The following is a 12,631-nucleotide window of genomic DNA, read 5'->3' as shown; positions in this document are numbered from 1 at the left end:
ATCACATGCCCCCCGCGGTTTCGCCATAGGGTTGCGCCGCCCCCGGATCGGGCGGGTCTTCGCCATCCAGGGGCTGCGGGTCGAGGATCCCGACCGTGCGGCGCTGCGGCACCAGATACTCGCGGGCCACGCGCTGCACGTCCTCGGCGGTGACCGCCCGCACGCGCTCGACGAAGCGATCGCCTTCCTGCCAGCCGACCCCGATGGTCTGCAGCATGCCCAGCTGGAAGGCCTGCGAGCGCACCGAATCGCGCTGGTACACCTCGGAGGCGATCACCCGCGCCTGCACCCGCTCGAGCTCGCTGTCGCTGACCGGCTCGTCCTTCAGGCGCTCCACCTGTTCCAGCAGGGCGGCCTCCAGCGTGTCGACGTCGGTATCCGCCGTGGGCACGGCCGCGATCAGGAACAGGTCATCCAGCCGGCTGAAGGGGCTGTAGCGGGCCGACGTCGCGCCGGCCAGCTCCTCGCCGCGCACGATCTCGCGGGCAAAGCGCGAGGCCTCGCCGGAATCGAGGATCCCGGCCGCCACCATCAGCGCATAGGCATCCACCGGATCCTCGACGGTGTTCAGCACCGGAGTCTTCCAGCCCATCATCAGGTAGGGGAGTTCGGCCGGGGCCTCCACCGTGATACGGCGCTCGCCCTTCTGCGGGGTCTCGCTGCGCGGCTTCGCCTCCGGCAGCTCCCCGGCGGGGATGTCGCCGAAGTGCTCGCGGGCGGCGTCGATCACCCGCTCGGCGTCGACATCGCCCACCACCACGACGACCGCATTGTTGGGGTGGTAGTAGCGGTCGTACCACGCCTGGTTATCCTCCAGGGTGTAGGCCTCGATGTCGCTCATCCAGCCGATCACCGGGTTGCCGTAGGGGTGGTTGAAGAAGGCGGTGGCCATCAGCTGCTCGCGCAGCAGGGCGTTCGGCTGATCCTCCACCCGCAGGCGGCGCTCCTCCTGGACCACGCTCAGTTCCGGGCGGAACTCGTCTTCCTGCAGCTTAAGGTTCTGCATGCGTTCCGCCTCCATCGCCATCACCGTCTCCCAGTGATCGCGCCCGATCACCTGGAAGTAGCTGGTGTAGTCACGACCGGTAAAGGCGTTCTCGCGTCCGCCCAGGCGCGAGATGATGCGCGAGAATTCGCCCGGCTCGTAGCGTTCGGAGCCGCGGAACATCATGTGCTCCAGCATGTGCGAGATCCCCGTCACACCGCTGTGCTCGTCGGCCGAGCCGACCCGGTACCAGACCATATTGGCCACGACCGGGGCCCGCCGGTCCTCCAGCACCAGCACCGTCAGCCCGTTGTCCAGCGTGGCCTCGACCACGTCCGATTCGATCTCCGGCGGCGCGGCCGACCCGACCGCCGGCCAGGCGCACACCAGCGCTGTGATGAGCACTGTGACCAGTTTTTTACCGCGCATGATTCATGAATCCTCGTGCTAGCATTGGCGAACTCTCTACTTGACCACATCGAGCATGTTCGGTTTCCGCAAGAAGAAGTCCGAAGACTCCACGGCCGCCCCGCCGGAGACGGCGAACGCCGAGCCGGAAAAGCCCGCCCGCGGGGGCTGGTTCCAGCGCCTGCGCCAGGGCCTGGCCAAGACCGGGCAGGCCCTGGGCGGCGATCTGGGGTCGCTGTTCCGGCGCAAGATCGACGACGAACTGTTCGAGGAGCTGGAAGAACGCCTGCTCCTCGCGGACGTGGGCCTGGATGCGACCCAGCGGATCATGGATCGTATCACCCGCGAGGTAAAACGCGGCCAGCTGGATGATGCCGAGGCCCTGATGGACGCCCTCGAGGCGGCCATGATCGAGATCCTCGAGCCGGTCTCGCAGCCGCTGGAGATCCCGGAGGCCGAACGCCCGTTCTCGATCCTCGTGGTCGGCATCAACGGCGCCGGCAAGACCACCACCATCGGCAAGCTGGCGCACCACCTCCAGGCCAACGGCCGCTCGGTGCTGCTGGCGGCCGGCGACACCTTCCGCGCCGCGGCGGTGGAACAGCTGCAGACCTGGGGCGAGCGCAACAACGCCCCGGTGATCGCCCAGGGCACCGGAGCCGATTCCGCATCGGTGGTCTACGACGGGCTGCAGGCGGCGCAGGCGCGCGGCATCGACGTGATGATCGCGGACACCGCCGGGCGCCTGCATACCCAGACCAACCTGATGGACGAGGTGCGCAAGGTAAAACGCGTGATGGGGCGGCTGGACGAACACGCCCCGGACGAGGTCCTGCTGGTGGTGGATGGCGGCACCGGGCAGAACGCGCTGAATCAGGCGCGCCAGTTCCACGAGGCGCTGGGCCTGACCGGGATCGTGGTGACCAAGCTGGACGGGACCGCCAAGGGCGGCGTGCTGTTCGCGCTGGCCGAACAGCTGGGGGTGCCGGTGCGCTTCATCGGGGTCGGAGAGAAGGCCGAGGACCTGCAGGTCTTCGATGCACGCGCCTTCGTCCGCGCCCTGCTCGGCCGCGACAGCGACTGACCCGCTCCGGATGATCCAGCTGCAACGCGTCACCAAGCGGTTCGGCAGCGCGGCAGAGGCGCTCAGCAATGTCAGCCTGCGCGTGGATGCGGGCGCGATGGCCTTCATCACCGGGCCCTCCGGTGCCGGCAAGAGCACGCTGCTGCGACTGATCGCCGGGCTCGAGCGGCCCACCCGCGGCCGCATCCGCGTCAACGGCCACGACCTCGACCGCCTCTCCAGCCGCGCCATCCCCGGCTTTCGCCGCAGTATCGGACTGGTGTTCCAGGATCACCGCCTGCTATTCGACCGTCCGGTGTTCGACAACGTCGCCCTGCCGCTGGAGATCCTCGCCTATCGCCGCCCGGAGATGCGCAAGCGCGTACGCGCGGCCCTCGACAAGGTCGGTCTGCTGCACAAGGAGGCGGTGAACCCACGCACCCTGTCCGCGGGGGAACAGCAGCGGGTCGGGATTGCCCGGGCCATCGTCCACCGCCCGGTCCTGCTGCTGGCGGACGAGCCCACCGGGAACCTTGACCCGGCGCTGTCGCGCGAGATCCTGCAGCTGTTCGACGACTTCAACCGGGTCGGCATGACCGCGTTGATCGCCAGCCACGACCTGGGGCTGGTGGAGCGCATGGGCAAGCCGGTCCTGCACCTGGAGGACGGCCGCATCGAGGCGCGCGGCGCCGCGGAGTCCGCGACGTGAAACCCGGACGCCGCCTCCTGGACACCGTCCCGGCCTGGCTGGAGGCGCACCGGGATGCCGCCCGGCGCAGCCTCCAGCGCCGCCTGCAGGCACCCGTCCTGAGCCTGATCAGTATCGCCGTGCTGGGGTTCATCCTCGCCCTGCCCGCCTACCTCTGGGTCCTGCTGGACAATGCGCGCGCATTGTCCGCCCACGTCAACCACGAGCCGCGCATCGCCCTCTATCTCGATGCCGTGGAGCCGGACACGGTGGCGGCGCTCGAGCGCCACCTGGAGACGGATGCGCGGATCGAGCGCTGGACCTGGATCGACGCCGACGAGGCCCTGGCACGCTACCGCGAGGGCCTGAGCGACCCGGGCCTGCTGGACTGGCTGGATGACAACCCCCTGCCGGATGTCGTGGACGTGCTCCCGGCCACCGCCGAGCCGGAAACCGTCGCGGCCCTGCGCCAGGCGCTCGCCGACACGGCACCGGGCGCCACCGTGGTCAGCGACGACGAGTGGGTCCGGCAACTCAACAGCCTGCATCAGCTGGGGCTGCGCATCCTGGCGGTCGTCGGGGCACTGCTGGGTCTGGGGGCCCTGCTGATCCTGGCCCTGGCCACCGCCTCCGAACTGCGCGAACGCCGCGAGGAGATCGCCATCTCGCGCATCAGCGGGGCCACCCACCGCTTCCTGCGGCGGCCGTCGCTGTACGGTGGTCTGATCACCGGGCTGGGGGGCGGGATCTTCGCCGGCCTCCTGCTGCTGGTCGGGATCGGCCTCAGCCGGGCACCCCTGGAACAGGCGGCCGCGGCATTCGACCTTCCGTTCCAGCTCGCGCTCCCCGGAGGCAGCCATCTGCTCACCCTGCTGCTGGCCGGGCTGCTCCTGGGCTGGCTGGGGGCCCGACTGGGCAGCGGTCATGCGCTGCGGGATGCGCCCTAATGAAACGCGATTAATGTACACGCTCGCGTTGGCAGAACACAGCCGGAACTTTTACAGGGTTTAGCACTCTCACCCTCAGACTGCTAATCTAGAGCCATAGAACCGGGAGGAATCACCACGCATGACCCAGGCCCTGACCACCCCGCGCGTCGACATGCCCGTACCGGTGGGCGACCTCGATCACTACATGCAGGCCGTCGGCCGCATCGAGGTGCTGGACGCCGAACAGGAACGCGAACTGGCCGTGGCGCTGCACGAGCGCCAGGATCTCGATGCCGCGCGCCAGCTGATCCTGCACAACCTGCGCTTCGTGATCCACGTCGCGCGCGGCTACCAGGGCTACGGCCTGCCGCTGGGTGACCTGATCCAGGAAGGCAACGTGGGCCTGATGAAGGCCGTGCGCCGCTTCGACCCCAACCAGGGCGTGCGCCTGGTGTCCTTCGCCGTGCACTGGATCCGCGCCGAGATCCACGAGTTCATCCTGCGCAACTGGCGCATCGTGAAGGTGGCGACGACCAAGGCGCAGCGCAAGCTGTTCTTCAACCTGCGCAGCGCCAAGCAGCGCCTCGGCTGGCTGTCGAACAACGAGGTCTCCGCCGTGGCGCAGGATCTGGGCGTGTCGGAGAAGGACGTCTGGGAGATGGAGCGCCGCCTGTCGAGCCAGGACGCGAGCTTCGACCCGGGCCCCGAGGCGGACGACGAACAGGGCTACCAGGCCCCGTCCGAACGCCTGAGCCTGGAGGACCTGAGCGACGACCCGGCGCACGTCACCGAAGACGAAGACTGGGACCGTCACTACCAGGAGCGACTGAGCCAGACCCTGGGCGAACTCGACGAGCGCGCCCGCGACATCCTGATGCGCCGCTACATGGCGGACCAGAAGGCGACGCTGCACGAACTGGCTGCGGAATATGGCGTCTCGGCGGAGCGCATCCGCCAGATCGAGAACAACGCAATCAAGCGCATCCGCGCCGCCTTCGACGACTGACCCGGGCCTGCGGCCCGGCGATCCCGGCCCCGAACGCAAAAAGGCCCCGGCACAAGCCGGGGCCTTTTGGGTTACCGAACGGGGCGAGATGGCCCCGCCGGCCCGTTCCGCGCCGGATCAGCCGAACAGGATCACCGAGAAGAAGCTGATCCAGGACCAGATGATCAGGGCTGCCGTAAAGGTCAGCGGGAAGTTCTCAAAGGTAAACCAGTCGCGCATCTCGCAATCCTCGGAATTTTCCAACCAGAATAGGCGAAGGGTAAGCGGCACCGCGACGCGGCGCAAGTTCGACCGACGTCAGCGCTCGGACTTTTGGCCCGGACGGCCCTCGCGGTCCCGCCCGGGCGGGTCGTCTCCCGAACGGGTGGGGATCCGCGGGTCGTCGTCATCCATCAGGATGCGGTGCGCCGGTCCCTGGAGATCGTCGTACTGGCCGGAACGGATCGCCCAGAAGAGCACCAGCCCCACGACCAGGGCAAACAGCATCGCCAGCGGAATCAGGAGGTACAGGATGGTCATGACCCCAGTGTACCCAGCCAGACCAGCCGCTTAAACCAGCACCTACACCGGCGGCCGCGGCGGCGCCACGGGCTCGGCAGGGCGAACGGGGCTGCGCTCCGCGGTCTCCCGCGCCGGTCGCAGCCGCAGGGCGTTGCCCACCACCAGCAGCGAACTGAGGGACATGCCCAGTGCCGCCAGCCAGGGGGTCAGCAGGCCGGCGGCCGCCACTGGCAGCGCCACCACGTTGTAGCCGATTGCCCAGGCAATGTTCTGACGGATCACGCGCCGGGTGTGGCGCGCCTGATCCAGGGCCTGCGGCAAGTGGTCCAGGCGATCCGACAGCAGGACCAGGTCGGCCTGGGTCTGGGCCAGCTGGGTGCCGCCGCCCATCGCCATCGACACGTCGGCGCCGGCCAGCACCGGGGCATCGTTGATGCCCTCGCCGGCCATCAGCACCACCCGGCCCTCGGCCTGGCGCGCCCGCACGTACGCGAGCTTGTCCTCCGGCGTCAGTCCCCCCTCGGCCTCGGCGATGTCCATCTGCGCGGCAAACGCCTTGGCGGCCTCGGGGCGGTCTCCGGTCAGCAGGACCACCCGCAGGCCGCGCGCCCGCAGGTCACCGAGCACATCCCGCACCTCCGGACGCGGGGTGTCGGCCAGCCAGAACAACGCGACGGGCTGATCGTCGACGACCAGCCAGACCGGCGTGGCCAGCGGATAGTCCGCGGGTGCGGCCGGACTCGGTGCGTCGACGCCGGAGGGCAGCATGGAGGCCCCGCCAATCGACACCCGGCGCCCCTCGATGCTGCCCTCGAGGCCCCGGCCCGGCAGGTTCCGGACCCCGGTGGCGTGGATGCGGGAGGCCCCCGCCGACCCGGCCAGGGCCCGGGCCAGGGGGTGTTCGGAATGGGACTCCAGCGCCGCCGCCCACGCCAGCCAGTCGTCGCCCTCGGGGGCGGGCTGCAGGTCCTCGCGGGCGACCAGGCGCGGCATGCCGGCGGTCAGGGTACCGGTCTTGTCGAGGCAGACCATGTCGACCCGCGGCAAGGCCTCCAGGGCACTGCCGCGGGTCACCAGCAGACCCATGCGCGAGAGTGCGCCGGTGGTGGCCGTCAGCGCGACCGGGGTCGCCAGCGCCAGGGCGCAGGGACAGGTCGCGACCAGCATCGCGACCATCACCCAGAGGGCGCGGGCCGGGTCGATCCAGGCGTACCAGACCAGGCCGGCCAGTGCCGTAAGCACCAGTACCGCGCCCACGAACCAGCCGGTACCGGCCTCGGCGATCCGAGCCATACGGGGCTTCTCGGTCTGCGCGCGGTCGAGCAGGCGCTGGATCGCGGCCAGGGTGGTCTCCGCGCCGACGCGCTGGACCTCGACGGACAGAGGGCCGTCGACGTTGACGGTGCCCCCGGTCACGGCATCGCCGGGGCGCGCCGGGTGGGGCTCCGGCTCGCCGGTCAGCAGGGCGCGGTTGACCGTGGATTCGCCCGCGCGCACGACACCGTCGGTCGGGATGGTCTCGCCGGGGCGGACCCGCACCCGGTCGCCGGGGGCCAGTTCGCCGACCGGGACCGCCTCGATCTGCCCGTCGGGGCCCTCGCGGTTGGCAATCGCCGGCACCAGTCGGTCGAGGCGGTCGATGGCATGGCTGGCGCGCTGGCGCGCGATCAGCTCCAGGTAGCGACTGGTCAGCAGGAAGAACACGAACATGACCACGGATTCGAAGTAGACGTGTTCACCGGTGCCGAGGATCACCGCGTAGAGGCTGGCGAGGTAGGTGACGATGATCGCCAGGCTCACCGGTACGTCCATGCCGAGCTGGCGATGGCGCAGGTCGCGCCAGGCGCTCTGGTAGAACGGGATCGCGGAGTAGAGCACCACTGGCGTGGTGAGCGCGGCGGCGACCCAGCGCATGAACTGCAGCAGGTCCTCGTGCTCGGTGTCCTCGGCGCCCAGCCAGAGGGCCACGGCCAGCATCATCACCTGCATCATGCCAAGGGCGGCCACCGCGATTCGGCGCAGGGCCAGCCCGCGTTCGCGGGCGACGGCCTGCTCGCGGGTGCCGGGGTCGTAGGGGTGGGCGTGATAGCCGATGTCGCGGATCGCCTTGAGGATATCCGACAGGGCGATCCGTTCGGGGTCCCAGACGACCTGGGCGCGATGGGTGGAATAGTTGACGCGAAAGCTCTCCACACCCGGGAGGGTCTGGACATGGCGCTCGTTGAGCCAGACACAGGCCGCGCAGGTGATGCCTTCCAGCATCAGGGCCGCTTCGCGGCGCTCGCCGGCCGCACCCGCCGGCGTGACGAACTGCTGCTGCACGCCGGGATGATCGAACAGTTCCAGCTCGCGCAGCTCGTCCGGGATCAGGGGACTGCCGCTTTCCGCCGGCGGGGCATCGCGGTGATGGTAATAGGCCCCCAGGCCGCGCTCGATAATCGCCCCGGCCACGGCCTGGCAGCCGGGGCAGCAGGTAGGCTCTTCCCGCCCCTCGAAGGTGACGGGATAGTACGCGCCCGCGGGCACAGCGAGCCCGCAGTGGAAACACCGGGTCGGGGCCGCGGACGCTGCCGGGGCCTGCGAGTCGGACGCGAGCGCCACGGCGGGAGCGCGGGGGATCAGCCGGACTGGGCGCTGCGCACGCGGGTCCGGGCCTGCTGTTCCAGGAGCTGGTCATCGCGCTGGACCTGGAAGCGCAGATCCCAGCGCCCCGGGGCCGGCAGTGCGACCTCGACCTGGTACAGGCCTTCGCCCATGTGCTGCATCTCGAAGCCCTGGTCGCGGCGCTCGTCGGCGAGCCACATGAAGATGCCGCGGATGCTGGCGTCGTTGATCGGGACGCCATCGGCATCCCGGACCTCTACCTGGAGCGTGGCGGCCTGGCCCTCGGTGGGACGCTCGACCCACCCCTGACGAACCTGCCAGCCCTTCTCGCGCTGGGCCTGCAGCTCCGAGACGCGATGGACGGCGAGCGCCTGCTTGCGGCTCTCCATGCCGGCCACGGTGCCCGGGAATGCCGAGGTCACCTGCTCCGCCCGGTTCTCGGGCTCCGGCAGGATGGAGCCGATAAACTGCTGCGGCATCCCGTTATGGGCCAGCGTGATCAGGACGGCCTGGACGGACGCGACGATCGTGAAAAATCCCACGAGAACCAGCGGAGCCCAGTGCAGCCGGCCAATCTTGGCCTTGCCGCCACTCTCGGCCTCCGCCTCTTTCTGCGTGAAGACGATCCCCAGCCCGTAGGGCACGATGATGTACAGCGCGAGATGGATGGCGAAGACATCCGCGCCCTGCCAGGTCAGGATCGAGTAGGGAATGAACACAAACAGCATGAGGGCGACGACCACCGCCGATGTGCTGTAGGCCTTGAGCCGCGTGAAGCGGTAGATCAGCGCGAACAGGATGGCCAGGGCCGCGGTACCGACGCCGAGGGTAATGACGAGATTGCTCATGATGTCTTCTTCGTTTCCTGCGTGATCGCAAGCTAGGGGCTCGCGGGGTGCCGCGCGATTTCCGGCAGCACGAATACTGTTTCTCGCCCGGGCGCAGTGCGCAACGGAACACCGTTAGCGATGACTGAACTGGGACGTCACTTCGAGCGGTTCAATATGACCCTCGCGATCCGTAATCACAAAACGGAACGGCTGCGGCGAGGGGGCGCCCTCGGGCACGTCGTGGCGCACGCGCGCGACCACGGTGAGTCGCTCCCCGGGCTCCAGGCGGATCCGCTCCACCTGCCCGAGGTCGAGCTCCGCGCCGTCGAGCCCGGCGAGTCCGATCTGGAAGTCCAGCTCCCGGTCCGCGGTATTGTTCAGGCGAATCTCGTAGCCGTTCTGGATGCGCCCGTCGGACATCTGCACATACAGCGGCTGGCGCACCTGGTTCACGTTGGCGTCCACGGGCGGGCGACCCACGATGCTGGCAACCAGTGCAACGATAACGACCAGCACGGCCGCCCCATAACCCAGCGTCTTGCCCCTCAGGAACCGAGTCTTGCCGCCCTCCTGCTCGCGCTCCGAGGTATAGGCGATCAGCCCGCGTGGCCAGCCCTGCTTGTCCATGATCGTGTCGCAGGCATCGATGCACAGCGCACAGTGAATGCACTGGTACTGCAGCCCGTCGCGGATATCAATGCCGGTCGGGCACACCTGCACGCAGTAGCCGCAGTCAATGCAGTCCCCGACGCCGGCGGCCTGGCGCTGCTCGCGGGTCTTCAGACCGGCCTGGACCTTGGCGCGGCCGGCGGTGCCCTCGCCGCGTGATTCGTCGTACGACACGATCATGGTGTCGCGGTCGAACATCACGCTCTGGAAACGCGCGTAGGGGCACATGAACGTGCAGACCTGCTCGCGGGCCAGCCCGGCAAACGTGTAGGTGGTGGCGGTCAGGATCCCCGCGGTCACATAGGCGGCGTACACTGCCTGGCCGGTAAAGAAGTCCGCCACGATGGAAGGCGCATCGCCCCAGTACAGGACGAACCCGAGCCCGGTGGCGAAAGCCACCAGCAGCCAGGACGCATGGGTGAGACCATATTTCGCCAGCTTTTCGGCGTTCCAGGGCTGTTTGGCGAGCCGGAGGCGCGCGGGCCGCTCCCCCTGAATCTTGCGCTCCAGCCACATGAAGACATCGGTCCACAGGGTCTGGAAGCAGAAGTAGCCGCAGAACACGCGCCCGGCCACACCGGTCACAAAAAACAGCAGCAATGCGGCGAGGACCAGAAAGCCTGCCAGCCAGAAGATATCCTGCGGATAGACAACCAGGTCGAAGATATGGAACTGGCGCCCGGGGATGTCGAACAGCACCGCCTGATCCGGCCCGTATTCACGTTCCCAGCGGATCCACGGCAGACCGAAGAATACCCCGTAGGCCAGGAGGAGGATTCCGGTCTTCAGGTTGCGAAACCGCCCCTTGACCGATCGCGGGTGGATCGGGATTCGCGCCTCGTATAGCGGCTGGGACTGGGACATCGGATCCTCCCGGAGCGTATCCGGCAGTGCGGCCCGGCGGCAATACACGGGCCGCGGCAACAGTTCAAAACAAAAAGGGGCACCCTCGGGCGTCTATCCACCCGGCGGGCACCCCTGTCAACGCGTGCATCCTGGCAGGCCTCCGCACCCCCGGGGCTCGCCAGGTCGACGGAGCCGGCCTACTGCCCCCCGCCCAGGGAATGCACGTAGGCGGTCAGCATCTTGATCTCCGCATCCGACAGTCGATCACCGAATGCCGGCATCTCACGCTGGATACCATCGCGAATGAAATTGGCGACCAGGCGCTGACGCTCGCTATCGCTTTCCGCGCCGCGCACGTCGACCAGACCCCAGAGATCGTTGGTCAGGTTGGGCGCGCCCTGCGAGGTCAGCCCCTGGGCGTCCATGCCGTGGCACTGGAAGCAGCCACCGTCGGTCCCGGTAAAGATCCGGGCACCGGCATCGGCGTCGTCCTGATCCACGCTGTAGTCGTTCAGCGACAGCACGTAGGCGGCGACCTGATTCAGCTGGTCGCTGCTCAGGGTGTCGCGGTACCCGGGCATGTAGCCCAGGCGGCCCTGGTGCAGGGTTTCCTCGATCTGTTCGACCGTTCCGCCCCACTTCCAGTGGTCATTGCGCAGGTTCGGGTACTGCCCGACCACGCCCGCGCCACCGACCTGGTGACACGCCGCACACCAGGTACCGAAGGAGCCCTGGGCGTACGCGTTGACGAAACTCATGCTTTCAGCGTCCTGCAGGATCGTGTCGTAATCCTGGGCGGCCACCTGTTCCAGCATCTCGCGCTGGCGCACCGCGTAGGTGCCGGTCTGCATGTCCTTCGCGAGCAACGCACGGGTGTTCCAGTGCATGGTGCGCTCTTCGCCGCCCTGCTCGAAGGTGATGGTGTTGAAGCCCTTGGTGAAGCTGTCGCCAATCGGCCAGGCCGGGTAGATCAGCCAGTACACCAGCGCGAACACGATCGTGGCGTAGAAGCCCCACAGCCACCAGCGCGGGAGCGGATTGTTGTATTCCTGAAGGTTGCCGTCCCAGACGTGCCCAGTGGTCTCGACCTGGCTCGGGTCCTTATCACGGTTGTCCTGTGTGCTCATTGCTCGTCACTCTTGGTTTTGTCACGCCGGGCCACGGGCTCCCGATGTGAATCATCGTCGTCCAGAGGAATGTAGCGATACGTCTCGAACTTCCGGGCACGCCGACGATTGGAAAACAGGAAGATCACGACCCCGATAAAGGTGCTCATGAAGAGAATGAGGGCAACGATCTTGCTGTTGCCCATATCCGTGATCCATTCCCAAAGTCCCGTCATCGTGGCGCCCGTCCTCCCTTACCGGAATTCGGCAAAGTGCCCGTCGTCGTATTCGCTGAAGTCGACCATGGTCCCGAGGACCTGGAGATAGGCCACGAGGGCATCCATCTCGGTGATCGTCCCGGGGTTGCCGTCGAAGTTCTCGGCCTGCGCCTGCGCCACCAGATTTTCCTCGGCGTCGCGGATGTCGAACATCCGGGCGTGTTGCTCCCCGAACTTCTCGACGTTGGCCTGGTATTCCTCGTCGGTGAGCGAGTACGGCACGCCCACGCGCTTCAGCGCGATCATGCGACGATCGATATCGGAGTAATCGAGCGGCGTGGTCGCCAGCCAGGGGTAGCCCGGCATGATCGACTCCGGCACCAGCGACTGCGGGTCGATCAGGTGCTGGACCTGCCACTCGTTGGAGTACTTGCCCCCCACGCGCGCCAGGTCCGGACCGGTGCGCTTCGAGCCCCACTGGAACGGATGGTCGTACTGCGATTCGGCCGCCAGCGAGTAGTGACCGTAGCGCAGCATCTCGTCACGGAACGGACGCACCATCTGCGAGTGGCAGGTGTAGCAGCCCTCGCGGACGTAGATGTCACGCCCGCGCTGTTCCAGCGGGGTGTACGGGCGCACGCCGTCCACTTCCTCGATCGTGTCGTCGATGTAGAACAGCGGCACGATCTCGACCAGGCCGCCGACGCTGATCACCGCCAGGGTGAGGATGATCAGCAGGCCGGCATTGGTTTCAACGCTTTCATGCTTCATGGATCTA

General features: G+C 68.0%; 12 protein-coding genes. 4 read left to right on the top strand and 8 right to left on the bottom strand.

Features of this window, described 5'->3' with window-relative positions; all coding sequences use genetic code 11:
• Position 1: 1 nt before the first annotated feature.
• Positions 2-1,414, bottom strand: coding sequence for a pitrilysin family protein (locus D106_RS0104570; protein ID WP_026280562.1), 1,413 nt, complete (start codon positions 1,412-1,414; stop codon positions 2-4).
• Positions 1,415-1,469: 55 nt separating this feature from the next.
• Here D106_RS0104570 and ftsY point away from each other — a divergent pair, with 55 nt between their 5' ends.
• The 4 genes from ftsY (at position 1,470) to rpoH (ending at position 5,079) form a co-directional block, all read left to right on the top strand.
• Positions 1,470-2,477 (top strand): signal recognition particle-docking protein FtsY, encoded by a 1,008-nt coding sequence (gene ftsY / locus D106_RS0104565; protein WP_018867763.1) that lies wholly within the window; start codon positions 1,470-1,472, stop codon positions 2,475-2,477.
• A gap of 10 nt (positions 2,478-2,487) precedes the next feature.
• A complete protein-coding gene (ftsE, locus tag D106_RS0104560) occupies positions 2,488-3,165 on the top strand; it encodes a cell division ATP-binding protein FtsE (protein ID WP_018867762.1) in 678 nt (225 codons plus the stop codon).
• Positions 3,162-4,091, top strand: a complete 930-nt coding sequence (locus D106_RS0104555; protein WP_018879341.1) for an ABC transporter permease — start codon at positions 3,162-3,164, stop codon at positions 4,089-4,091. The genes ftsE and D106_RS0104555 overlap by 4 nt, the downstream gene beginning before the upstream one ends.
• A 121-nt stretch (positions 4,092-4,212) precedes the next feature.
• A complete protein-coding gene (rpoH, locus tag D106_RS0104550; RefSeq protein WP_018879340.1) occupies positions 4,213-5,079 on the top strand; it encodes an RNA polymerase sigma factor RpoH in 867 nt (288 codons plus the stop codon).
• Positions 5,080-5,376: 297 nt separating this feature from the next.
• Here the strand turns inward: rpoH and ccoS are convergent, their stop codons facing one another.
• The 7 genes from ccoS to ccoO all read right to left on the bottom strand — a co-directional run bounded on the left by ccoS (position 5,377) and on the right by ccoO (position 12,624).
• Entirely contained in the window at positions 5,377-5,598 is a 222-nt protein-coding gene (ccoS, locus tag D106_RS0104540) for a cbb3-type cytochrome oxidase assembly protein CcoS (protein ID WP_018867758.1), read from the bottom strand.
• Between the two features lie 42 nt (positions 5,599-5,640).
• Complete coding sequence (locus D106_RS0104535; protein ID WP_038045567.1) at positions 5,641-8,181, bottom strand: heavy metal translocating P-type ATPase; 2,541 nt, start codon at positions 8,179-8,181, stop codon at positions 5,641-5,643.
• Positions 8,182-8,198: 17 nt separating this feature from the next.
• Positions 8,199-9,032, bottom strand: coding sequence for a FixH family protein (locus tag D106_RS0104530; protein ID WP_018879338.1), 834 nt, complete (start codon positions 9,030-9,032; stop codon positions 8,199-8,201).
• A 114-nt stretch (positions 9,033-9,146) separates the two neighbouring features.
• A complete protein-coding gene (ccoG, locus tag D106_RS0104525) occupies positions 9,147-10,547 on the bottom strand; it encodes a cytochrome c oxidase accessory protein CcoG (RefSeq protein WP_018867755.1) in 1,401 nt (466 codons plus the stop codon).
• 179 nt (positions 10,548-10,726) lie between these two features.
• Complete coding sequence (gene ccoP, locus D106_RS0104520; RefSeq protein ID WP_018879337.1) at positions 10,727-11,656, bottom strand: cytochrome-c oxidase, cbb3-type subunit III; 930 nt, start codon at positions 11,654-11,656, stop codon at positions 10,727-10,729.
• Entirely contained in the window at positions 11,653-11,871 is a 219-nt protein-coding gene (locus D106_RS0104515; RefSeq protein WP_026279315.1) for a cbb3-type cytochrome c oxidase subunit 3, read from the bottom strand. The genes ccoP and D106_RS0104515 overlap by 4 nt, the downstream gene beginning before the upstream one ends.
• 18 nt (positions 11,872-11,889) lie before the next feature.
• Positions 11,890-12,624, bottom strand: coding sequence for a cytochrome-c oxidase, cbb3-type subunit II (gene ccoO, locus D106_RS0104510; RefSeq protein WP_018867752.1), 735 nt, complete (start codon positions 12,622-12,624; stop codon positions 11,890-11,892).
• Between the last annotated feature and the right edge of the window lie 7 nt (positions 12,625-12,631).

Source organism: Thioalkalivibrio sp. ALE9 (assembly GCF_000377445.1).
In the GTDB taxonomy this organism is placed as follows: Bacteria; Pseudomonadota; Gammaproteobacteria; order Ectothiorhodospirales; family Ectothiorhodospiraceae; genus Thioalkalivibrio.
The sequence above is the reverse complement of the archived record's forward strand: the minus strand, read 5'-3'. Positions and strand labels throughout refer to the sequence as shown.